This is a genomic window from Micromonospora sp. DT228 (assembly GCF_049841595.1).
In the GTDB taxonomy this organism is placed as follows: domain Bacteria; phylum Actinomycetota; class Actinomycetes; order Mycobacteriales; family Micromonosporaceae; genus Micromonospora.
In genome coordinates this window covers 45,414-67,684 of sequence record NZ_JBNCKO010000024.1, presented here as the reverse complement: position 1 = coordinate 67,684, position 22,271 = coordinate 45,414, and the positions used below count along the sequence as shown (strand labels likewise).

At 71.3% G+C, this 22,271-nt stretch carries 17 protein-coding genes, 2 tRNA genes and 1 pseudogene; 16 read left to right on the top strand and 4 right to left on the bottom strand.

Annotation, left to right across the window (positions count from 1 at the left end; genetic code table 11):
* Positions 1-101 precede the first annotated feature (101 nt).
* The 12 genes from ACLQ29_RS32230 (at position 102) to ACLQ29_RS32175 (ending at position 15,653) form a co-directional block, all read left to right on the top strand.
* A complete protein-coding gene (locus ACLQ29_RS32230; RefSeq protein ID WP_425775147.1) occupies positions 102-1,268 on the top strand; it encodes an inositol-3-phosphate synthase in 1,167 nt (388 codons plus the stop codon).
* Positions 1,252-2,202 (top strand): SCO3242 family prenyltransferase, encoded by a 951-nt coding sequence (locus ACLQ29_RS32225; RefSeq protein WP_425775146.1) that lies wholly within the window; start codon positions 1,252-1,254, stop codon positions 2,200-2,202. Before ACLQ29_RS32230 ends, ACLQ29_RS32225 begins: the two co-directional genes overlap by 17 nt.
* Entirely contained in the window at positions 2,199-3,173 is a 975-nt protein-coding gene (locus ACLQ29_RS32220) for a sugar phosphate isomerase/epimerase family protein (protein ID WP_425775145.1), read from the top strand. Before ACLQ29_RS32225 ends, ACLQ29_RS32220 begins: the two co-directional genes overlap by 4 nt.
* Before the next feature lie 56 nt (positions 3,174-3,229).
* Positions 3,230-3,838, top strand: coding sequence for an EboA domain-containing protein (locus ACLQ29_RS32215; protein WP_425775144.1), 609 nt, complete (start codon positions 3,230-3,232; stop codon positions 3,836-3,838).
* Between the two features lies 1 nt (position 3,839).
* Positions 3,840-4,697, top strand: coding sequence for a TatD family hydrolase (locus tag ACLQ29_RS32210; protein WP_425775143.1), 858 nt, complete (start codon positions 3,840-3,842; stop codon positions 4,695-4,697).
* A complete protein-coding gene (eboE, locus tag ACLQ29_RS32205; protein ID WP_425775142.1) occupies positions 4,697-5,896 on the top strand; it encodes a metabolite traffic protein EboE in 1,200 nt (399 codons plus the stop codon). Before ACLQ29_RS32210 ends, eboE begins: the two co-directional genes overlap by 1 nt.
* Complete coding sequence (locus tag ACLQ29_RS32200) at positions 5,893-7,308, top strand: alkaline phosphatase family protein (protein ID WP_425775141.1); 1,416 nt, start codon at positions 5,893-5,895, stop codon at positions 7,306-7,308. Before eboE ends, ACLQ29_RS32200 begins: the two co-directional genes overlap by 4 nt.
* Complete coding sequence (locus ACLQ29_RS32195) at positions 7,305-8,372, top strand: polyprenyl synthetase family protein (protein WP_425775140.1); 1,068 nt, start codon at positions 7,305-7,307, stop codon at positions 8,370-8,372. The genes ACLQ29_RS32200 and ACLQ29_RS32195 overlap by 4 nt, the downstream gene beginning before the upstream one ends.
* 216 nt (positions 8,373-8,588) lie before the next feature.
* The gene (locus ACLQ29_RS32190; protein ID WP_425775139.1) at positions 8,589-11,441 is read left to right on the top strand and encodes a PQQ-dependent sugar dehydrogenase; all 2,853 of its coding nucleotides are present in this window, start codon (positions 8,589-8,591) and stop codon (positions 11,439-11,441) included.
* Positions 11,442-11,516: 75 nt separating this feature from the next.
* Positions 11,517-13,619, top strand: a complete 2,103-nt coding sequence (locus tag ACLQ29_RS32185; protein WP_425775138.1) for a ThuA domain-containing protein — start codon at positions 11,517-11,519, stop codon at positions 13,617-13,619.
* Between the two features lie 326 nt (positions 13,620-13,945).
* Positions 13,946-14,434, top strand: coding sequence for a sensor histidine kinase (locus tag ACLQ29_RS32180; protein ID WP_425775137.1), 489 nt, complete (start codon positions 13,946-13,948; stop codon positions 14,432-14,434).
* A 211-nt stretch (positions 14,435-14,645) separates the two neighbouring features.
* The gene (locus ACLQ29_RS32175; protein ID WP_425760877.1) at positions 14,646-15,653 is read left to right on the top strand and encodes a sugar phosphate isomerase/epimerase family protein; all 1,008 of its coding nucleotides are present in this window, start codon (positions 14,646-14,648) and stop codon (positions 15,651-15,653) included.
* A gap of 64 nt (positions 15,654-15,717) precedes the next feature.
* Here the strand turns inward: ACLQ29_RS32175 and ACLQ29_RS32170 are convergent, their stop codons facing one another.
* Complete coding sequence (locus ACLQ29_RS32170; RefSeq protein ID WP_425775136.1) at positions 15,718-16,125, bottom strand: hypothetical protein; 408 nt, start codon at positions 16,123-16,125, stop codon at positions 15,718-15,720.
* A gap of 294 nt (positions 16,126-16,419) precedes the next feature.
* Between ACLQ29_RS32170 and ACLQ29_RS32165 the strand changes: the two genes are divergently transcribed.
* The 4 genes from ACLQ29_RS32165 (at position 16,420) to ACLQ29_RS32150 (ending at position 20,315) form a co-directional block, all read left to right on the top strand.
* Positions 16,420-16,492: transfer RNA gene (locus tag ACLQ29_RS32165), tRNA-Asn, on the top strand.
* Between the two features lie 278 nt (positions 16,493-16,770).
* Entirely contained in the window at positions 16,771-18,888 is a 2,118-nt protein-coding gene (locus ACLQ29_RS32160) for an MMPL family transporter (RefSeq protein WP_425775135.1), read from the top strand.
* Complete coding sequence (locus tag ACLQ29_RS32155; protein ID WP_425775134.1) at positions 18,878-20,116, top strand: FAD-dependent oxidoreductase; 1,239 nt, start codon at positions 18,878-18,880, stop codon at positions 20,114-20,116. The genes ACLQ29_RS32160 and ACLQ29_RS32155 overlap by 11 nt, the downstream gene beginning before the upstream one ends.
* A 122-nt stretch (positions 20,117-20,238) precedes the next feature.
* Positions 20,239-20,315, top strand: a tRNA-Ile gene (locus tag ACLQ29_RS32150).
* A 270-nt stretch (positions 20,316-20,585) separates the two neighbouring features.
* Here ACLQ29_RS32150 and ACLQ29_RS32145 read toward each other — a convergent pair.
* The 3 genes and pseudogenes from ACLQ29_RS32145 to ACLQ29_RS32135 form a co-directional block, all read right to left on the bottom strand.
* Complete coding sequence (locus ACLQ29_RS32145) at positions 20,586-21,512, bottom strand: hypothetical protein (RefSeq protein ID WP_425775133.1); 927 nt, start codon at positions 21,510-21,512, stop codon at positions 20,586-20,588.
* Positions 21,509-21,841 (bottom strand): PadR family transcriptional regulator, encoded by a 333-nt coding sequence (locus ACLQ29_RS32140; protein ID WP_425775132.1) that lies wholly within the window; start codon positions 21,839-21,841, stop codon positions 21,509-21,511. Before ACLQ29_RS32140 ends, ACLQ29_RS32145 begins: the two co-directional genes overlap by 4 nt.
* A gap of 112 nt (positions 21,842-21,953) precedes the next feature.
* Positions 21,954-22,250: pseudogene (locus ACLQ29_RS32135) on the bottom strand (transposase); the annotation flags it as partial.
* Between the last annotated feature and the right edge of the window lie 21 nt (positions 22,251-22,271).

Sequence of the window (22,271 nt, the reverse complement as noted above, 5' to 3'; positions counted from 1 at the left end):
GCGGGGCCCATCCAGGCACGGCCCATATCTTTCCGAAACTTATTCTGATATTCCTATATTTAGCGGTACCGACGATTCCTCGTGGATGGGGAAGGAGCACCATGCGAACAGGTGTCTGGCTGGTAGGAGCGCGCGGATCCGTCGCGACCACCAGCATCGTCGGGGGGCTCGCGTTGCGGGCCGGCCTGGCCGGGCCCACCGGCTGCGTCACCGAGCTTCCCGAGCTGCGCGGCCCGGCCCTGCCGGCCTTCGCCGATCTGGTCTTCGGCGGACATGACCTGGCCACCACCCCGCTGTGCAAGCGCGCCGAGGCGCTGGCCGACGCCGGAGTCATCCCCTGGCGGCTGGTCGCCGCGCTCCGCGACGAGCTGGGCGTGGTCGATCAGGAGCTGCGCCCCGCACCGGTTGGCGACACCCAGGCCGACCGGGCCGAGGCCGTGGTCCGCGACCTGACCAGCTTCCGCGAGCGGCACGGGCTGGACCGGGTGGTGGTCGTCAACGTCTCCGCCACCGAACCCACCCCGCCACCGCACCCCGGGCACGCCGACCCCGACGCGCTGCGCGCCGCGCTCAGCGGCCCGGACGAGGTGCTGCCGGTCAGCTCCCTCTACGCGTACGCGGCAGTGCTGGCCGGCTGCCCGTACGTCGACTTCACCCCGTCCACCGGGCTGCGGCTGCCCGCGCTCGCCACGCTCGCCGACGAGGCCGGCCTGCCGTACGCCGGGCACGACGGCAAGACCGGGGAGACCCTGGTCAAGTCGGTGCTCGCGCCGATGTTCGCGATGCGCAACCTGGACGTGCGCTCCTGGTCCGGGTTCAACCTGCTCGGCGGTGGCGACGGCGCCACCCTCGCCGACCCGGCCGCCAACGCCGCGAAGGTGCAGAGCAAGCAGCGGGTGCTCGGCGAGACGCTGGGCTACGTCCCGCAGGGCGGCACCCGCATCGAGTACGTCGAGGAGCTTGGCGACTTCAAGACCGCCTGGGATCTGATCACCTTCGCCGGCTTCCTCGGCACCGGCATGCGGATGGAGTTCACCTGGCACGGCTGCGACTCCGCGTTGGCCGCGCCGCTGGTGCTCGACCTGGCCCGCCTCACCGCCGCCGCGCACGCCGCCGGGCACGTGGGGCCGCTGACCGAGCTGGGCTTCTTCTTCAAGGACCCGCTGGGTTCGCCCAGCCACTCCCTGGGCGAGCAGTGGGCCCGGCTGACCGACTTCACCCGGCTCCTGCACGGTGGCGGGGACGGTTCCGATGACCACGCTGGCTGACCTCGCCGAGCTGGTCCGGGCACCGGCCGCGCTCTCGGTGCCCGGCGACGTGGTCGCCGGAGCGGCGGCGGCCGGCGCGTTGGGTCCGCGTACCCCCGCCCTGGCCGGCGCGTCGGTGCTGCTCTACTGGGCCGGCATGGCCGCCAACGACTGGGCCGACCGGGGTCTGGACGCCGTGGAGCGGCCCGAGCGGCCGATTCCCAGCGGGCGGATCACCCCGGCCGCCGCGGTCGGTCTCGCGGCGGGCCTCACGGCCGCCGGTGTCGGCCTGGCCGCCGTCGCGGGCGGTCGCCGCGCCGCCGCGCTCGCCGTGCCGCTGGCCGCCACCATCTGGGGGTACGACCTGCTGGCCAAGAACACCGCCGCGGGTCCCGCCGTGATGGCCGCCTGCCGGGGGCTGGATGTGCTGCTCGGCGCGTCCGGCGGCCGGGTGACCAGGGCGTTGCCGGCGGCGGTCACCGTCGCCGCGCACACCTGGACGGTCACCGCGCTGTCCCGCCGGGAGGTCAGTGGCGCCGACGCCGCGCTGCCGATGCGCACCCTCGCGGGCACCGCGCTCGTCGCCGCCAGCGCCGCCATCCCGCACGCCCGACGCGTGGCCGCCCGAGCCGCCGACCGGAACGAGGCCACCGCCCAGGGCCCGGCCGACGCCCTCGGCGCGGGCGCGGGTCGCACCCGATCGGCCCGGGTCGCGGCCGTGCTGCCCGCCGTGCTGGCCGGGTGGTACGCCGCCCGCTACGGCGCGGCCCAGGCCGAGGTGATCCGGGACCCGTCGGCCGGGCGGGTCCGCGCCGCCGTCGGCGCCGGGATCACCGGCCTGCCCGCCCTCCAGGGGGCGCTCACCGCGCGCGGTGGCGCCGGCCTGCTCGGCGTGGCGGTCGCGGCTGCCGCGCCGCTGGGTCGACGCCTGGCCCGGAAAGTCTCCCCGACATGACGGTCCCCCAGCCCCGATCCGCGCCGCCGGCGGTCGACGCCACGACGCTGCGCCTCGGGTACGGCACGAACGGCTTCGCCAACCACCGACTCGACGACGCGCTCGCCGTCCTCGCCGACCTCGGTTACGACGGGGTCGCGCTCACCCTCGACCACGACCACCTGGACCCGTTCGCGCCCGGACTCGCTCGCCGGGTGGCCGTCCTCGGCCGGCGCTTGGAGGAGCTGGGTCTGGCGGTGGTGATCGAGACCGGGGCCCGCTACCTGCTCGACCCGTGGCACAAGCACGCCCCGACGTTGCTGCACGACGACCCGACGCGACGGATCGAGTTCCTGCGCCGGGCCGTCCGGATCGGCGCCGACCTGGGCGCGGAGGCGGTCTCGTTCTGGGCCGGTGTCCGACCCGAGACGGTGTCGCCGCAGTGCGCCTGGGACCGGCTGGTCGCCGGCTGCGCCACCGTTGTCGACGCGGCCGACAGCGCGGGCGTCACCCTCGGCTTCGAGCCCGAACCGGGGATGTTGGTGCAGGACATCGCCGACTGGCGTCGGCTGCGCGCGGCCCTCGGCGACCCGGCCCGGTTCGGCATCACCCTCGACATCGGCCACTGCCGCTGCCTGGAGCCGTGGCCGGTGCCGCAGTGCGTCGCCGAGGTGGCCGGGCACCTGGTCAACGTGCAGATCGACGACATGCGCCGGGGTGTGCACGAGCACCTGGAGTTCGGCACCGGCGAGATCGACTTTCCGCCGGTGCTGGCGGCCCTGGCCGAGGCCGGTTACCGCGGCCTGGTCGCCGTGGAGCTGCCCCGGGACTCGCACGCCGCACCGGACGTGGCCGCCCGGTCCATCGATTTCCTGCGCGCGGCCGCCGCGACGGCCACCGGTGACCACCCTGCCAGCCCCCTTTGCTCTGCACCCGCCGAGGCGACACCCACCGAGGCGACACCAGCTGACGAGGCTCCGGCGCATATGTAGGTGCAGAGCAAACGGTGATGGTGGGGCGCCTGGAGCAGCACGAGGGAGGAGACGGGATGACACCGGATTCACTGCGGGCCGCGCTGGGAGGCGTACCCGATCCCGATTGGCTGGACACGGCGCTGCGCCGGGTCGCGGCCGAGCCCACCGCGATCACCCGGCTCTTCCCCGCCGCCGGCCGGCGTTGCGGTCGGGCCGCGCTGCCCGACGCACCCGGCTGGACCGCCGACGACGCGGCCCGGGTACTGCTGCTCACCAGCCTGCCCGGCGACCACGCGGCGTACGCCGAGAGCCTCTACCAGCACGGTGACGCGGCCGAGCGCCGAGCCGTGCTGCGGGCCCTGCCGCTGCTGCCGATCGGCGCCGCCGGGGTGCCGCTGCTGCACGACGCGATCCGCACCAACGACACCCGGCTGGTCGGCGCGGCCCTCGGCCCGTACGCCCGGCACCTCGATCCGGCCGCCTGGCGGCAGGCGGTGCTCAAGTGCGTGTTCAGCGGTGTGCCGTTGGCGGTGGTCGCCGACCTGGAGACCCGTGCCGACGGGGAACTTGCCGCGATGCTGGCGGCGCTGGCCGCCGAGCGGCACGCCGCCGGCCGGGAGTTGCCCGCCGACGCCACCGACCTGCTCGACCGGCTCACCGCCGCACTGCCCCGGGAGGCGTGACATGCGTATCTTCGACCCGCACATCCATATGACCTCACGCACCACCGACGACTACGAACGGATGGCCGCCGCCGGCGTACGCGCCGTGGTGGAGCCGGCGTTCTGGCTGGGTCAGCCGCGCACGAGCGCCGCCTCGTTCACCGACTACTTCGACTCGCTGATCGGCTGGGAGCCGTTCCGGGCCGGGCAGTTCGGGGTGCGGCACTTCGCGACGATCGCGCTGAACCCCAAGGAGGCCAACGACCCGCGCTGCCGCCCGGTCCTCGACCTGCTGCCCCGCTACCTGGACAAGGACGCGGTGGTGGCGGTCGGCGAGATCGGGTACGACTCGATGACGCCGGAGGAGGACGAGGCGTTCGCCGCGCAGCTCGCCCTCGCCGTGGCGTACGACCTGCCGGCGCTCGTGCACACCCCGCACCGGGACAAGGCGCGCGGGTGCGAGCGCACCCTCGCCGTGGTCGCCGAGTCCGGCATCGAGGCGGGTCGGGTGGTGGTCGACCACCTCAACGAGGTGACCGTCAAGCTGGTCCGCGACAGCGGCTGCTGGCTGGGTTTCTCCATCTACCCGGACACCAAGATGACCCCGCAGCGGATGGTCGAGTTGCTGCGCGAGTACGGCACGGAACGGATGCTCGTCAACTCCGCCGCCGACTGGGGGCGCTCCGACCCGCTGCTGACCCGGGCCACCGGCGAGGCGATGCTGCTGGCCGGGTTCAGTGACGACGACGTCGACGCGGTGCTGTGGCGCAACCCGGTGGAGTTCTACGGGCAGTCCGGCCGGCTCGACCTCAGCGACCTGGACGTCGCCGCCAAGGTGGACCCGCAGACGGGCAACTCGATCCTGCGCGGCGGCAGCTGATGCGGCTGCGACACGCCGGCGGCGAGACCGTCCATCTCGGCTACTGCACGAACGTGCACCCCGCCGAGGACCTCGCCGGCATCCTCGGTCAACTGGACACCTACGCCGTGCCAGTGCGCGAGGCGCTCGGCAGTGACCTGCTCGGCCTCGGCCTGTGGCTGGCCGCTCCGGTCGCCGCCGAGCTGGCCGCCGACCCGACGCTGCGTCGCCGACTGCGCACCGAGCTGACCGCGCGGGGGCTGGAGGTGGTCACCCTCAACGGCTTCCCGTACGCGGCCTTCCAGGCGCCGGTGGTCAAGCAGGACGTCTACCACCCGGACTGGACCACCGAGCAGCGCCTCACGTACACCCTGAATCTGGCCCGGGTGCTCGCCGACCTGCTGCCCGACGACGCCGCCCGGGGCTCGATCTCCACGCTGCCACTGGCCTGGCGTCACCCCTGGGACACCGCTTCGGCCGACGCGGCCCGGGGCCGGCTGGACCAGTTGGCCGCCGGCCTGGCCGCCGTGCAGCGCGACACCGGCCGCGAGGTGCGGGTGGCGTTCGAACCGGAGCCCGGCTGCGTCGTGGAGAGCACCGGTCAGGCCGCCGCGCTGCTGTCCGGGATGGACACCGAGCGGCTGGGCGTCTGCGTCGACCTGGCCCACCTGGCCTGCGCCTGGGAGGACCCGGCGGAGGCACTGCAACGACTGCGGGCGGCCGGGCTGCCCGTGGTGAAGGTGCAGGTCTCCGCCGCCGTCGAGGCGGCCGACCCGGTCGGCGGCGTCGACGCGTTGCGCCGCTGGGTGGAGCCGCGCTTCCTGCACCAGACCCGGGGCGCCGGCTGCGCGGGCCGGCCCGACCCGGCCGACCCGGCGTACGCGGCCGACGACCTGGACGAGGCACTGGACCGGGCGCTGCCCGGCCCGTGGCGGGTGCACTACCACGTGCCCCTGCACGCCCCACCCGAGGAGCCGCTCAGCTCCACCCTGCCGGTGCTCCGCGCGGCCCTGAGAGCGCTCTTCGAGGGCCCGACCGCCGGCTGCGACCACCTCGACGTCGAGACGTACACCTGGGGGGTGCTGCCGGCCGCCCGACGGCCCGGCACCGACGCGGAGCTGGCCGCCGGCATCGCCGCCGAGCTGGCCTTCGCCCGAGACGAACTGGTCGGCCTCGGCCTGACCACAGACCGAACCGTGAGCATGGGGGTGACGCGATGAGCCGGCGACTTGTGGTCCTCGACGTGGTGGGGTTGACGCCACGACTACTGGCGCACATGCCCCGGCTGCGGGGGGTCGCCGACGGCGGCTTCCGGGCCGAGTTGGGCACCGTGCTGCCCGCGGTGACCTGCTCGGTGCAGTCCACATTCCTCACCGGCGAGCCGCCCAGCGGGCACGGGATCGTCGGCAACGGGTGGTATTTCCGGGAGCTGGGCGAGGTGTTGCTGTGGCGGCAGCACAACGCGCTCGTCGGCGGGGAGAAGCTCTGGCAGGCGGCCCGCAAGGCCGAGCCGGGCTACACCGTCGCCAACGTCTGCTGGTGGTACGCCATGGGCGCGGACGTCAACTGGACGGTGACGCCCCGCCCGGTCTACTACGCCGACGGGCGCAAGGAGCCGGACTGCTACACCGACCCGCCGGAGCTGCACGACGCGCTCACCGGCCGGCTGGGCACCTTCCCGCTGTTCACCTACTGGGGGCCGACGGCCGGACTGCCGTCGTCGCGGTGGATCTGCCAGGCGGCCGAGCAGATCCTGGCCGACGTGTCACCCGATCTCACCCTGGTCTACGTCCCACACCTGGACTACGACCTGCAACGGTTCGGCCCGTCGTCGGCCCAGGCCGCCACCGCCGCGGCCGAGCTGGACGCGGTGCTCGGGCCCCTGCTGGACGCCGCCCGCGCCCGGGACGCCACGGTGGTGGTGCTGTCGGAGTACGGCATCACCGACGTGTCCCGGCCGGTGGACGTCAACCGGCTGCTGCGCGCCGAGGGGCTGCTGCACGTGCACACGCAGGCCGGCATGGAATACCTCGACCCGTGGACGTCGAAGGCGTTCGCGGTCGCCGACCACCAGATCGCGCACGTCTACGTCAAGGACCCGGCCGACGTGCCGGCGGTGGCGAAACTCTGCGCCGGCCTGCCCGGGGTGGCCGAGGTGCTCGACGCCGAGGGCAAGGCCGCACACGGGTTGGACCATCCGCGCGCCGGTGAGCTGGTGTTGGTGGCCGAGCCGGACTCCTGGTTCACCTACTACTACTGGCTGGACGACGACCGGGCGCCGGACTTCGCCCGACTCGTGGAAATTCACCGGAAGCCCGGGTACGACCCCGCCGAGCTGTTCTTCGACCCGGCCAACCCCGGTGCCGCGAAGGCCCGCGCCGGGGTGGCCCTGGCCCGCAAGAAGATCGGCATGCGGTACCTGATGAGCGCTGTCGGCCTGGACGCCGGCGCGCGGGCGGTGAAGGGCTCGCACGGGCGGCTGCCGGACGACCCGGCGGACGCTCCGGTGCTGCTCTGCTCCGACCCGGCGGCGGCCCGGGACAAGATCGCGGCGACCGAGGTCAAGGCGCTGCTGCTGGAGCTGGCCGGGCTGGGTGGCGACCGTTCGACCGGGCCCGGGGAGGGGTCGTGACGGTAACCGTGGCGCCCGCCGACGCCAGCGGGCTGCGGGCACGGTTCGACGCGGAGCTGGCCGGGTTCCTCGAACGGCAGGGCCCGGACTGGCCGGACGGCGCGCCACGCGGGGTGTTCACCGCCCTGCAACGGTTCGTGCTGGCCGGTGGGAAGCGGATACGTCCGCTGTTCTGCTACTGGGGCTGGCGCGGCGCGGGGGCCGCCGACAGCACCCCGATCGTGGTGGCCGCGGCGGCGCTTGAGCTGTTCCACGCGTTCGCGCTGATCCACGACGACATCCTGGACGGCAGCGACCGCCGCCGGGGCGAGCCGTCGGTGCACCGGCTCTTCGCCGACCTGCACGCCCGCTCGGCGTGGCGCGGCGACCCGGAGGCGTACGGGCGCAACACCGCCCTGCTCTGCGGTGACCTCTGCGCGGCCTGGTCGGACCAGATGTTCCACGAGTGTGGGCTGAGCACCGAACAGGTGCACCGCGGGTACGGCGTGTTCGCGCTGATGCGGACCGAGGTGATCGCGGGGGAGTACCTGGACCTGGTCTCGGGTGTGGGTGACGGCTCGGTGGCCAGCGCGCTCACCGTGATCCGGATGAAGGCCGCCCGGTACACGGTGACCCGGCCGTTGCAGATCGGGGCGGCCCTGGCCGGCGCGGGGCCGGAGTTGATCGCCGCGCTGGGCGAGTTCGGTGACCCGTTGGGCGACGCGTTCCAACTCCGCGACGACGTGCTGGGCGTCTTCGGAGACCCGGCGATCACCGGCAAGTCGATCCTGGACGACCTGCGTGAGGGCAAGCCGACGGTGATGATGGCGTTGGCCCGCAGTGCCGCCGACCGGTCGCAGATGGCCCGCCTCCGGGAACTGTTCGGCAACCCCGAGTTGGATGCTGACGGCGCGGCGGAGCTGCGCGCGATCATCGAGGAAACCGGTGCCCTGGAACGGATCGAGCAGATGATCCGGGTCCGGACCGAGGCAGCGCTCGGTGCCCTGCAGAGCGCCATGGTGGCGGACGAGGCGCGCGCGGCGCTCGTTGCGCTGGCCGGACAGGCGATCGACCGCCACGCGTGATCGGCCACTTTCGAACAGATCGACGAAAGTTGGCGTGGAATCACCGGAAGGTATGGACACATCGACACCCACAACTTAGTGTCGTGACCAACACCACAATGTTTCATCGAGGTGAACCGGCGGCGCGGTAACACATCGACCACCATCACCGCTACGGCATCCGGCGCGACGGCGCGCGCCCGCCTGGCAGTCACTCGTCAGGAAGGGGCAGCACACATGTCCATGAAGGACGCTCCACACCATCGTTCCCGACGATGGTCCTCCGCCGGATCGGCGCTGCTGCTGGCGGTCACCGCCGGCACTGTCGCACTCGCCGCCGGCTCGGCCCCCGCACAGGCGCACACGATCGTCGCCACCGACTTCCAGCAGGTCGAACTCGCCCGCGGCGTCACCGACATGGGCGAGCCCATGTCGCTGGCCGTCCTGCCGGACCGCTCCGTCCTGCACACCGCCCGCAACGGCACCCTGCGCCGCACCGACGCGAACGGCACCACCTCCGCAATCGGCACCCTGTCGGTCTACCAGCACGACGAGGAGGGGTTGCAGGGCGTCGGCGTCGACCCGGGCTTCGCCTCGAACCGTTACATCTACCTCTACTACGCCCCGCCGCTCTCCACCCCTGGCGGCGACGCGCCGGCCACCGGCACCGACTTCACGGCCTGGGACGGAGTGAACCGCCTCTCCCGGTTCACCCTGAACTCCGACTTCACGCTCAACCAGTCGAGCAAGGTCGACGTGCTCGACGTCCCGGCGAGCCGTGGCGTGTGCTGCCACGTCGGCGGGGACATCGACTTCGACGCCGCCGGCAACCTCTACCTGTCCACCGGCGACGACACGAACCCGTTCGAGTCCGCCGGCTACTCGCCACTTGACGAGCGGAGCAACCGCAACCCGGCGTACGACGCCCAGCGCAGCGCCGGCAACACCAACGACCTGCGCGGCAAGATCCTGCGGATCAAGGTGAACGCCAACGGCACGTACTCCATCCCCTCGGGCAACCTGTTCGCGCCCGGCACGGCCAGGACCCGGCCGGAGATCTACGCGATGGGGTTCCGCAACCCGTTCCGGATCAGCGTGGACAAGGCCACCGGGGTCGTCTACGTCGGTGACTACGGGCCGGACGCCGGCACCACAAGCTCCACCCGTGGACCGTCCGGCCAGGTGGAGTTCAACCGGGTCGCCGCGCCGGGCAACTACGGCTGGCCGTACTGCACCGGCACCAACACCTCCACCGAGACGTACAACGAGTGGGACTTCGCCAGCAACGCCAGCGGGGCGAAGTACAACTGCGCCAGCGGGCCGACGAACAACTCGTTCCGCAACACCGGCCTCACCACCCTCCCGCCGGCCCAGCCGGCGTGGATCCGGTACGCCGGCGACGCCGGCACCCCGACCGAGTTCGGCGGCGGCTCCGAGTCGCCGATGGGCGGCCCGGTCTACCGGTACAACGCCTCGTCGACCTCCACCACGAAGTTCCCGCAGTCCTTCGACGGGCAGTTCTTCGCCACCGAGTTCGGCCGGGGCTGGATCAAGCCGATCCACGTCAACTCCGACGGCTCCCGAGGCGCCATCGACACTTTCCCGTGGGCCGGCAAGCAGGTGATGGACTCGGCGTTCGGCCCGGACGGCGCGTACTACGTGCTCGACTACGGCACCGGCTACTTCAACGGCGACGCCAACTCGGCGCTCTACCGCTTCGACTACGTCGGCAGCGGCAACCGGGCACCGACGGCCGTGGCCAGCGCCAACCGGACCTCCGGTGCGGCGCCGCTCGCGGTGACCTTCTCCTCGGCGGGCTCGGCCGACCCCGAGGGCGGCGCGCTGACGTACTCGTGGGCCTTCGGTGACGGGACCACCTCGACCGCCGCCAACCCGACGAAGACGTACTCGACGAACGGCACCTACACCGCCACGCTGACGGTGCGGGACGCGCAGGGCGCCACCGGCAGCAGCAGCGTACGGATCAGCGTCGGCAACACCGCGCCCACGGTCACCATCAACAACCCCGGCAACGGCCAGTTGTTCGGCTTCGGCGACACGGTGCCGTACAGCATCACGGTGACCGACCCGGAGGACGGCACGATCGACTGCACGAAGGTCAAGATGACCTACGTGCTCGGGCACGACCAGCACGGACACCAGATCACCTCGAAGACCGGGTGCTCCGGCTCGATCACCATCCCGGTCGACGGTGAGCACGACGACGCGGCGAACATCTTCGCGATCTTCGACGCCGAGTACACCGACGCCGGTGGCCTGACCACGCACACCCAGCACACGCTGCCGCCGCGGCACCGGCAGGCCGAGTTCTTCGGCACCTCGTCCGGGATCAACGTGTTCAGCAAGGCCACGGCCGAGGGCGGCAAGACCGTCGGCGACATCAACAACGGCGACTGGATCGCGTTCCAGCCGTACCGGTTGGGCAACGTGACCTCGTTCAACGCCCGGGTCTCCTCGGCGGGCGCCGGTGGCACCCTCCAGGTCCGGGCCGGCTCGGCCACCGGCACGGTGCTCGGCTCGGCCACGGTCCCGGTGACCGGCGGCTGGGAGACGTTCGCGACGGTGACCGGCACGATCACCAGCCCGCCGACCGGCACGACCACCCTGTACCTGACCTTCGCCGGGTCGGGCACCGGGGCGCTCTACGACCTGGACGCGTTCACGTTCGTCACCGGCACCGCCGCCGGCGGGAGTGGCCCGATCAAGGGTCTGGGTGGCAAGTGCCTGGACGTGCGCAGCGCCGCCACCGCCGACGGCACGCAGATCCAGATCTACACCTGCAACGGCAGCGCGGCGCAGACCTGGGCTGTCACCCCGAACTCCACGATCAAGTCGTTGGGCAAGTGCCTGGACGTCGCCGGCGCCGGCACCGCCGACGGCACCAAGATCCAGCTCTACACCTGCAACGGGACCGCGGCGCAGAACTGGGCCGCGCAGGCCGACGGCACCCTCCGCAACGCCGCGTCCAGCAAGTGCCTCGACGTCTCCAACAGCAGCTCCGCCGACAGCACTCCGGTTCACCTGTGGACCTGCACCGCAGCCGCCAACCAAAAGTGGATCCTGCCCTGAGCTGAGTGGTGGGGCCCCCTGACATCGCCTACGGTTGGGCAGGGGGCCCTTCCTAACCACAGTTAGGAGAGCGATATGCGCAGACTCCTGCGCCCCGTCCTCGGTGCGGGCCTGGCCGCCCTCGCCGTCATCGCCTGTACCACCCCGGCCAGCCCGGCCAGCGCCGCCGACGCCCCGTACGACGTGCTGGTCTTCTCCAAGACCGCCGGTTTCCGGCACGACGCGATCCCGGTCGGCATCCAGACCATCCGTGACCTGGGCGCGGCGAACAACTTCACGGTCACCGCCACCGAGGACGCCGCCGTGTTCAGCACCGCCAACCTCGCCCAGTACGAGGCTGTCGTCTTCCTCAACACCACAGGAGACGTGCTCGACGCCAGCCAGCAGACCGCCTTCGAGTCGTACATCGGCTCGGGTCGCGGGTACGTGGGCGTGCACGCGGCCTCGGACACCGAGTACGACTGGCCGTTCTACGGCAACCTGGTGGGCGCGTGGTTCGCCTCGCACCCGGCGATCCAGCAGGCAAACGTCAAGGTGGAGGACCGGGGGCACGCCGCGACGGGTCACCTGCCGCAGACCTGGACCCGCACCGACGAGTGGTACAACTACCGCACCAACGCCCGCTCGACAGCCCACGTGCTGGCGACGCTCGACGAGTCGTCGTACTCCGGTGGTGGCATGGGCGCCGACCACCCGCTGAGCTGGTGCAAGAGCTACAGCGGCGGCCGGTCCTTCTACACCGGGGCCGGGCACACCCAGGCGTCGTACGCGGAGCCGGCGTTCCGGACCCACCTGCTCGGTGGCATCCGGTACGCCGCCGGTCGGAGCAAGGCCGACTGCCGTCCGGAGACCGGCTACACCCCGCTCTACAACGGCTCGACGACCGGCTGGTCGCAGGCCGGCCCGGGCAGCTTCACCAACTCCGACGCCACCCTGACGTCGGTGGGCGGCATGGGGCTGTTCTGGTACAACGCCAAGCAGTTCACCAACTACTCGCTGAAGCTGGACTGGAAGCTGGCCGGGGACGACAACTCCGGCATCTTCATCGGCTTCCCGCCGTCGAGTGACCCGCAGTCGGCGATCAACAACGGCTACGAGGTCCAGATCGACGCCACCGACGCGGTCGACCGCACCACCGGCGCGATCTACACCTACAAGGCGGCCGACATCGCCGCTCGGGACGCGGCGCTCAACGCGCCGGGCGAGTGGAACACCTACGAACTGCTGGTCGAGGGGGAACGGCTACAGGTCCTCCTCAACGGGGTGAAGATCAACGACTTCACCAACACCGACCCGGTCCGCTCGCTCGCCGGCCACATCGGCATCCAGAACCACGGCACCGGTGACGACACCTTCTTCCGCAACATCCGGATCAAGGAACTGGGCACCACCCCGACGCCCACCGGCACGATCCAGGCCGAGGCGTTCAGCTCGGCCAACGGCGTCTCCGCGTTCGCCAAGGAGGGCGCCAACGGCGGGCAGACCCTGGGCTACATCGAGCCGGGTGACTGGGCCGCGTACAACGGGGTCAACCTGACCGGCGTCACCTCGTTCACGGCCCGGGTCGTCTCCGGCGGGGCGGGCGGCACCATCCAGGTGCGCACCGGCTCGGCAACCGGCCCGGTGCTCGGCTCGGTGGCGGTGCCGAACACCGGCAGTTGGAGCACGTACGCCAACGTCACCACCACGCTCTCCAACGTCCCGTCCGGCACCCAGAACCTCTATCTCACCTTCACCGGTAGTGGCACGGGGCTCTTCGACCTGGACGACTTCACACTGGTCAAGGGCGGCGGCACTCCCGGGGTCGGCCCGATCAAGGGTCTGGCGGGCAAGTGCCTGGACGTGCGCGGCGGCGGTACCGCCGACGGCACCCAGATCCAGCTCTACACCTGCAACGGAGGCGCGGCGCAGACCTGGACCGTGTCCGGCTCGACGATCAAGGCGCTGGGCAAGTGCCTGGACGTCAACGGTGGCGCCTCCGCCAACGGCACCAAGATCCAGCTCTGGAACTGCAACGGCAGCGCCGCGCAGAACTGGGCGGCCCAGTCCGACAGCACCCTGCGCAACCCGTCGTCGGGCAAGTGCCTCGACGTCTCCGGCAACAACTCGGCGGACAGCACCGCCGTGCACCTCTGGACCTGCCTCGGCGCGGCCAACCAGAAGTGGACCCTGCCCTGACCAACTAAGGCCGGCAGGGCCGACGCCACGGCGTCGGCCCTGCCCTCCCCGTCCTAGCCCTGCCCACCCCACCCCACCCCACCCCACCGCGCCCCACCCCACCCCACCCCACTGCGCCGATCTTGCACTTTCTGTCGGAACTTATGCCACAATCCCGACTTTTGGACGACACAAAGTGCAAGATCGGCGGGGTGGGGGCGAGGGCGGGGCGAGGGTGGGGGCGAGGGCGGGTTGGAGCACGGGGCGAGGGCGGGTCGGGCGGGTCAGGCGCGCGGTTCGGTGACGCGGGGGACCGGCGCACAGTCGGCTGCCGTACCTTGACCAGCATGGGGCGGTTCGCGCAGTGGCGCGGGATGGTGCTGGAGCAGGGGCACCGGCTGGCGGGCGCGCTCCGGCGTCCCGAGGAGCCGGACGACCCGTTCGAGCCAACGGGCAGCCTGAACCGGCTCGACGCGCTGGTGGAGGGCTTCGCCGCAGGTCAGCCGGTGCGATGGAGCCTGGCCGGTCAACCCCGGCCGCTCCCGGGACCGGTCGACGCGGTGGCGTACCGGATCATCGAGGAATCGTTGACGAACGCGTGCCGGCACGCCCCGGGCGCACCGGTCGCGGTCCGTCTGCGCTACGACGCCACGGGCATCACCATCGAGGTCCGCGACGAGGGCGCCGGTGGTGGCACCCAGGGTGCCGGGCGGGGTCTGCTCGGGGTACGCAGGCGCACCGAACGCCTCGGCGGCACGTTGTCCGCCGGCCCCCGCGCCGGTGGCGGCTTCAGCGTGCGGGCCGCCCTGCCGGCGCCCGAGGAGTTGGCCGAATGATGATCGGGCCGCAGGGCTTTCGCAATGGGGTGTCGCGGAAATAGGGTGGGGGCGGCGACCGTGCAGGTGGCCGGTGACTCGGTGGGAGGCGCAACCCGCCGGGCCCAGGTGTGTTCCGCACCCACCGGTGACCGCTCGGTGCCGCGTACGTCCGGTCACCCTCGCCCCGGTCCGCACCTGGAATCCCCCATGACAACAGGGGAGAAGAACAATGGCGCGACCCATCACGCTCTTCACCGGCCAGTGGGCCGACCTACCTTTCGAGGAGGTCTGCCGACTCGCCTCCGAGTGGGGCTACGACGGTCTGGAGATCGCCTGCTGGGGCGACCACTTCGAGGTCGACAAGGCGCTCGCCGACGACTCGTACGTCGAGCGCAAGCGGGAGACCCTCGCGAAGCACAACCTTGAGGTCTTCACGATCTCCAACCACCTGGTCGGTCAGGCCGTCTGCGACCACCCGATCGACGAGCGGCACCAGGACATCCTGCCCGCCCGGATCTGGGGCGACGGGGAGCCCGAGGGGGTCCGCCAGCGGGCCGCCGAGGAGATCAAGGACACCGCGCGGGCGGCGGCGAAGCTCGGAGTGAAGACTGTCGTCGGCTTCACCGGTTCGTCGATCTGGCACACCCTGGCGATGTTCCCGCCGGTGCCGCCGTCGATGATCGAGCGCGGCTACCAGGACTTCGCCGACCGGTGGAACCCGATCCTCGACGTGTTCGACGAGGTGGGGGTGCGGTTCGCGCACGAGGTCCACCCCAGCGAGATCGCGTACGACTACTGGACGACGAAGCGGACGCTGGAGGCCATCGGCAACCGGCCCGCGTTCGGGCTGAACTGGGACCCGTCGCACTTCGTCTGGCAGGAGCTGGACCCGGTGAACTTCATCTTCGACTTCGCCGACCGGATCTACCACGTGGACTGCAAGGACGCCAAGGTGCGTACCGGCGACGGTCGGCGTGGCCGGCTCGCCTCGCACCTGCCCTGGGCCGACCTGCGCCGCGGGTGGGACTTCGTCTCCACCGGCCACGGCGACGTGCCCTGGGAGGACTGCTTCCGCGCGTTGAACGCGATCGGCTACGAGGGCCCGATCTCGGTCGAGTGGGAAGACGCCGGGATGGACCGGCTGGTCGGCGCCCCGGAGGCGTTGCAGTTCGTCCGTCGGCTCGCCTTCGACGCACCGAGCGCGGCGTTCGACGCGGCGTTCAGCAGCAAGGACTGACCGCACCTCGGACAGACCACGGGCCGGTCGCCCTGCGGCGACCGGCCCGTCGACGTGCGATTGGTCAGAGCGTGCTGGCGTTCGTGCCCGAGCCGGACGGCTTGGTGCGGGGGGTGTTGGTGGACGACGGCGACCCGGAGGTCGTGCCGACCGTGCTGGTGCCCGCCTTGGCGCCCACGGTGGCGGGCGTGCCGGCGAACGCGTCGTCGGCGGCGGTCAGCTCCTGCTTGCCGGTGCTGCCGTTACCGGTGCCCAGCTTCTCGCCCAGCTTGGACTGGCCGAGCTTGTCCTTACCCTCGCTGTAGAGCTTGTTGGCCTGGGCCTGCGCGACCCCGGCCGCCTCCTGGACGGTCGGGTGGTCGAGCACCTTGCGGCCCCGGACCATGAGCTCTTCGTACTTTTCCCGGCCGGCACGGGCGCCCAGGACGAATCCCGCAGCCAGCCCGCCAAGAAACATGATCTTTCCGCGCATGGCGGCTCCTTCCGTACCTGACGCGCCGTCGCCCCGGCGAGTTGCCCCGTCGGAAGGCGACCTGTTCGCGCCTGCGTCCTCTGTCCGCAGCTAACTACCCATCCTGCTCTCCGCTCAAGCATGCTTGTGCCGGGATGGCGATTTACCCCAATTGTCGATACGTCGCGAGGCCTGACCTGCACACCTTGATCATCGGAAGGTGCGGCGGAACCCACTGGACCGCCACCGGGGGATGTCCTGTATTCTTTTCCCGTCGCACGGTGCCGGCGTGATCCGGAGGCGCGCGATGCACGATCCCCTGTAGCTCAATTGGCAGAGCAGCCGGCTGTTAACCGGCAGGTTATTGGTTCGAGTCCAATCGGGGGAGCCTCTCCGCCCAACGCCCGTCGGCCCCCGGCCGACGGGCGTTCCCGTACCCCCACCCCACCCCCGCCCCCACCCCGCCCCCGGCCCGCGCCCCCAGCCTCCCGTCGATCATGGAGTTGTGGTGCCGGGTTGAGTCGGTATTGCACTTTTCGTCCACCACCACAACTCCATGATCGACGCCGTTGGGATTCCGGTTTCGGTCCTTTCGACCTGCTTGGCCGGCAGGATGGTCGACGTTGACGCAAACTCCACCGCGTCGATCCATGGGGTGAGTGCGGAATGTTCGGACGAGGCGGCAGGGCCACGCTGATCGCGGTGGCGGTCGTGCTGGCCTGGCTGGTGATCGGCGGCGTGGCCGGGCCGTACGCCGGGCGGCTCAGTGAGGTCGCCACCAACGACAACGCCGCCTTCCTGCCCACCGACGCCGAGGCGACCCGCGCCCAGGACCTCACCGGCGACTTCGTCGACCGGCAGACCATCCCGGCGCTCGTCGTCTACGAACGGCCGGCCGGGATCACCGAGGCCGACCGGCAGCGGGTCAGCGCCGACGCCGCCCGGTTCGCCCAGGTGCCCGGCGTGCTCACCCCGCTGCCCCCGCCCATTCCGAGCGAGGACGGCCAGGCCCTCCAGGTCGTCGTGCCGGTGGATGACGCCGAGGGGGAGGAGATCGGCTCGGTCGTCGACCAGCTCCGCGACATCACCGGCGGTGACTCCGACGGGCTCACCGTGGACGTCTCCGGACCCGCCGGCCTGCTCGCCGACCTGATCAAGGTCTTCTCCGCCATCGACGGGCCACTACTGCTGGTCACCCTGGTGGTGGTGCTGATCATCCTGTTGGTGGTCTACCGCAGCCCGGTGCTCTGGGTCTTTCCACTGCTCGCCGCCGGCATGTCGTACGCCCTGGCCTCGGTCTTCGTCTACCTGCTCGCCGACGCCGACGTGGTGAAGCTCAACGGGCAGGCGCAGGGCATCCTCACGGTGCTGGTCTTCGGCGCGGGCACCGACTACGCGCTGCTGATGATCGCCCGCTACCGGGAGGAGCTGCACCGCCACGCCCGACCGTGGGACGCCATGCGGACCGCGTGGAAGGGCGCCGCCCCCGCCATCATCGCCTCCGGCGGCACGGTCATCGTCAGCCTGCTCTGCCTGCTGCTGTCGAGCCTCAACTCCAACCGGGCGCTCGGCCCGGTCGCCGCCATCGGCATCGCCGCCACCCTGCTGGTGATGCTCACCTTCCTGCCCGCGCTGCTGGTGCTCGGCGGCCGGTGGGCGTTCTGGCCCCGACGGCCCCGGGAGGACCAGGCCGACCCGCGCGCCGAGCACGGCATCTGGAGCCGTATCGCCGGTTTCGTGGCCCGGCACGCCCGACCGATCTGGCTGAGCACCGCCGTCGTGCTGGCCGTCCTCACGCTGGGTCTCACCCAGCTCGGCGCCACCACGCTCGGGCAGTCCGACCTGTTCACCCAGCGCACCGACTCGGTGGACGGCCAGGAGGTGATCTCCCGGCACTTCCCGGCCGGCACGGGCAGCCCGGCCACCATCTTCACCACCGAACAGACCGCCCGGCAGGTCGCCCAGGTGGCGAAGGACGTGCCCGGCGTCGCCGACGTCCGCCCCCTCACCGCCGGCCCACAGACCGGCCCACCGGAGGAGAACGCCACCCCCAAGGTCGTCGACGGGCGGGTGCAACTGGAGGCCACCCTGGCCGACCCGCCGGACAGCGACGGCGCCGAGCGGACCATCCGGGAGCTGCGGGTGGCCGTACACCGGGTGCCCGGCGCGGACGCGGTGGTCGGCGGCTTCACGGCGATCAACGTGGACACCTCCGACGCCGCGAAGCGCGACCAGAACGTCATCATCCCGGTGGTGCTCGTGGTCATCGCGGTCATCCTGGCCCTGCTGCTGCGGGCGCTGCTCGCCCCGTTGCTGCTGATCGGCACCGTGCTGCTCAGCTTCGCGGCCACCCTCGGCCTCTGCGCGCTGCTGTTCCGGCACGTGTTCGACTTTCCCGGGGTGGACTCGTCGTTCCCGCTGTTCGCCTTCGTCTTCCTGGTCGCCCTCGGCATCGACTACAACATCTTCCTGATGAGCCGGGTGCGGGAGGAGTCGCTCAAGCGCGGCACCCGCGCCGGCGTGCTGGCCGGCCTCGCCGTCACCGGCGGCGTGATCACCTCCGCCGGCATCGTGCTCGCCGCGACCTTCTCCGCCCTCGCCGTGCTGCCCCTCGTGGTGCTCGTCGAGTTGGGTACAGCGGTCGCGATCGGGGTACTGATCGACACGATCATCGTCCGGTCGCTGCTGGTGCCCGCGCTCGCGTACGACATCGGGCCGAAGATCTGGTGGCCGGGCCGATTGTCCCGGGCGAACGGTGAGCGGGAGGCGCGCGATGCTGGCTGAGACGGACGTGGTCATCGTCGGCGGTGGCCTGGCCGGCCTCGCCGCCGCCCGCCGGTTGCACCGCGCCGGCGTGCCCTGGCGGCTGCTGGAGGCCGGCGGCCGACTCGGCGGCCGGGTCGCCACCGACGTCGTCGACGGCTACCTCGTCGACCGCGGCTTCCAGGTGCTCAACACCGCCTACCCGCAGCTCGGCACACTGCTCGACATCGACCGGCTGCACCTCGGGTACTTCACCTCCGGCCTGCTGGTGCGCAAGGGCGACGACCTGTTGCGGCTTGTCAACCCGCTGCGGGATCCGACCGGCGCCCCCGGCACCGCGCTCGCCGGAGTTGGCTCCCTGCTCGACCGGCTACGCTTCGCCGCGCTCGCGACCGGCTGCGCCACCCTGCCGGTGTCCCGACTGCTCACCGCGCCGGAGACCAGCGCCGAGACGGCGCTGCGCCGGGCGGGCCTCTCCGACGCGATCATCGAGGAGCTGCTGCGGCCGTTCCTGTCCGGTGTGTTCATCGACCGGGAGCTGGCCACCTCCAGCCACGTACTCGCGATGGTGTTGCGCTCCTTCGCCCGCGGCCGGATCGGCCTGCCCGCCGAGGGCATGGCCGCGCTGCCCCGGGCCATCGCCGCGCCGCTCCCCGCCGACCTGCTCGACCTGGACACCCCGGTCGCGGCTGTCGCGCCCGGCCGGGTCCGCACCCAGGCCGGCGACATCCACTGCCGGGCCGTCGTGGTCGCCGTCGACCCGCCCGCCGCGCCCGCGCTGCTGCCGGCCCTGGCGACGGTACGCATGCACAGCTACACCACCTACTACCACAGCGCAGCGGAACCGCCGCTTCCCGAACCGATCCTGCTCGTCGACGGCGACCGGCGGGAGATCGTGGCGAACACGGTGGTGCTCAGCAACGCCGCTTCGACCTACGCGCCCGCCGGGCGGCACCTGGTGGCCACCTCGGTGGTCGGCCCGAGCGCGCCACCCGAGTCGACCATTCGGGCCGAGCTGACCCGGCTGTACGGCCGATCCACCGCCGACTGGACCCACCTCACCACCGTGGCGGTGCCGCAGGCGCTGCCCGCCGCACCGCCACCGCAGGGACGACTGCGCAAGCCCGTGTCGTTGGGGGAGGGCCTGTTCGTGGCCGGTGACCACCGGGACAGCCCATCGATCCAGGGCGCTCTCGCCAGCGGGTGGCGCGCGGCCGGCGCGGTGTTGGACGAGCTGCGCGCCGGCTGACAGGCGTACCCGAGCACGCTGTTATATTCCTGTAGCCCATCGTGCTGGCGCAGACGTGGGCACCGGCCGGCGCGGTGCTGGCTGCTGATCGCCGAGCGGGATAAGATCCGGCGCGGTGTTTCGGGGCGGTAGCTCAGCCGGTTAGAGCAGGGGACTCATAATCCCTCGGTCGCGGGTTCGAGTCCCGCCCGCCCCACCAACCGTTTCCCTGTTCAGTCATGCTGCCGACGACCCAGGCGAACCGCATCGAGGTCCGGACCGACACCCTCAGTCCGCACTGAGTTCGCAGCAGCACGACCCGCCGCCCGGTCGAGGCGGTCCGCCACCTGGTCCAGGTCTTCCTCGAACAGGTCCGCGTACACATCAAGGCGGCCCGCACGCGGGCCGCGCCGGCCCGGCCGGCCACGCTTCGAGATTGCCAGACCTGGAAGACTGCTCGCGGTCCGAAATGGCGGGGCGGCTTCCGTGTCTACAGGCGGGCTTGGCGGCGGCTCGCGATCGTGGCGGCGGTGAGAGTGGCTGCCATGAGGACGACGAGGATAAGAATAGTGGTAGCCGAGATGTGGAAATTTCGTGCGGCCGACTCGAAAAAGAGCGCGTTGTAGACAATGCGGGCCAGGGCCGGAACTAGGAGAAGCGCGAAGGCGACGATCGGCATCCGTGCGTCGATCGGCGCGGCGATGACAGCCAACACGGCGAACGCGTACAGAGACATTGTTGGAGCATCCAACCAGCCGTTGAGCGGGTTTGCCGTCAAGGTCACGACTGCTAGCACGCCGAGAAGCGGCCAGACCCATGGCCTCTTCACAGGCGTTCGAGGTGCTCGGAGCAGCGGCAGTAACGCTAGCGAGGTCAGCAGCGCGGGCCAATACTGCGAGTTCCACATGTACGAGAAGCTCTCCGCCGACCAATCCGGCGTCCGTAAGATAATCGGCCAGCATTGAACGACTACCGTCAATACTGACATGACGAAGGCCGGCCTGTAAGCGCCCCCTGCCGCAGCAAAGAGCGCGATGGCCGCAGGCATGGGTCCGACCAGTAGCCACGGGGCTATGATGGGCGATCCTCCGTCGTTGGGCCAGGTTCCGAACTGAATGTAGGAAACCAGAGCGGATATCGGAAATCCGGCCCAACGCGTTATGCCATAAATCAGCAGGGCCAGTGCGGACAGCCGCAGCGCGGAGTGGCGCAACGCCTGAGCGTCGAGCCGATCCACGCCGGTGCGGGCGCGGAGGCCCCCGACCACGAGCGCCCACGATTCTCGGAGGCTTGGCCGCGGCTGCTGCTCGTCTACTCCGGCTAGCACGATCTCCAGGATTTCGTCGGTGCGGTACTCCCGGTAAGGGCGGGGGTACGCCTTCAGCAACCAGCGGTAACGACGCTCAAGGTTGTTCACGCCAGCACCGTCCGAGCCGTCGCAACCGACCGCACCGAACGACCACGCACCACTTGGGCCGCCGCCGCCATCCGCTCTGCTTCCTCACGCAGCGCGGACACGCCCCGGTCGGTCAGCTCATACGTGCGGCGGGCACGACCGTTGACAACGGACTCTTCCGCCACCCGCACCATCTCCTCATTGGTGAGCCGGTCCAGGGCGGCGTAGAGAGTGCCCGCCATCAGTCGCACCCGCCCTGCTGACAGCTCCTCCGCCCGCTTGACGATCGCGTAGCCATGTAGTGGCTCGTCCTGCAGCGCGGCCAAGATGAAGAAGGTGGGCTCCCTCATCGGACCTACCGTTCTAGTCATGCCGACACTATAAACAGATCATCTGTGTATGGGTAGGCCTGGCTACTGGCGCAAGAGATCTCGTCACCGACGGCGCCCACCTCAACGCCTAGGCTCGCCGGCGGTGCGTCAGCAGCCAGTCCGGAAAGTACGAACCAGTGCGCGGTTTCGGCACCGGCAGGTCGATCGTTCCGGCACGGGTGTCCCACTCCCGCATCCGGTATCCGTTGCGGGAGTTGACCCGCTCGTCGCTGCGCTGCCCACAGCCGATGCCGCAGATCGCGTCGGCTTCGGCGGACATCACCGCCTGCGCGAACGTCTTGATCATCGCCTGCAACACGTCCGGCGACGCGCCCTCGATCTGCTCGCGCAGCAGGTCAACAGGGCTCACACTCTCAGATGCGGCCATCGCGTTCTCTCTTCCTTCTCT

Excerpts from the sequence above, each read along its gene's own strand:
- ACLQ29_RS32230 (WP_425775147.1), top strand. The coding sequence starts at position 102 with ATGCGAACAGGTGTCTGGCTGGTAGGAGCGCGCGGATCCGTCGCGACC.
- ACLQ29_RS32225 (WP_425775146.1), top strand. The coding sequence starts at position 1,252 with ATGACCACGCTGGCTGACCTCGCCGAGCTGGTCCGGGCACCGGCCGCG.
- ACLQ29_RS32220 (WP_425775145.1), top strand. The coding sequence starts at position 2,199 with ATGACGGTCCCCCAGCCCCGATCCGCGCCGCCGGCGGTCGACGCCACG.
- ACLQ29_RS32215 (WP_425775144.1), top strand. The coding sequence starts at position 3,230 with ATGACACCGGATTCACTGCGGGCCGCGCTGGGAGGCGTACCCGATCCC.
- ACLQ29_RS32210 (WP_425775143.1), top strand. The coding sequence starts at position 3,840 with ATGCGTATCTTCGACCCGCACATCCATATGACCTCACGCACCACCGAC.
- eboE (WP_425775142.1), top strand. The coding sequence starts at position 4,697 with ATGCGGCTGCGACACGCCGGCGGCGAGACCGTCCATCTCGGCTACTGC.
- ACLQ29_RS32200 (WP_425775141.1), top strand. The coding sequence starts at position 5,893 with ATGAGCCGGCGACTTGTGGTCCTCGACGTGGTGGGGTTGACGCCACGA.
- ACLQ29_RS32190 (WP_425775139.1), top strand. The coding sequence starts at position 8,589 with ATGTCCATGAAGGACGCTCCACACCATCGTTCCCGACGATGGTCCTCC.
- ACLQ29_RS32185 (WP_425775138.1), top strand. The coding sequence starts at position 11,517 with ATGCGCAGACTCCTGCGCCCCGTCCTCGGTGCGGGCCTGGCCGCCCTC.
- ACLQ29_RS32180 (WP_425775137.1), top strand. The coding sequence starts at position 13,946 with ATGGGGCGGTTCGCGCAGTGGCGCGGGATGGTGCTGGAGCAGGGGCAC.
- ACLQ29_RS32175 (WP_425760877.1), top strand. The coding sequence starts at position 14,646 with ATGGCGCGACCCATCACGCTCTTCACCGGCCAGTGGGCCGACCTACCT.
- ACLQ29_RS32170 (WP_425775136.1), bottom strand. The coding sequence starts at position 16,125 with ATGCGCGGAAAGATCATGTTTCTTGGCGGGCTGGCTGCGGGATTCGTC.
- ACLQ29_RS32160 (WP_425775135.1), top strand. The coding sequence starts at position 16,771 with ATGTTCGGACGAGGCGGCAGGGCCACGCTGATCGCGGTGGCGGTCGTG.
- ACLQ29_RS32155 (WP_425775134.1), top strand. The coding sequence starts at position 18,878 with ATGCTGGCTGAGACGGACGTGGTCATCGTCGGCGGTGGCCTGGCCGGC.
- ACLQ29_RS32140 (WP_425775132.1), bottom strand. The coding sequence starts at position 21,841 with ATGAGGGAGCCCACCTTCTTCATCTTGGCCGCGCTGCAGGACGAGCCA.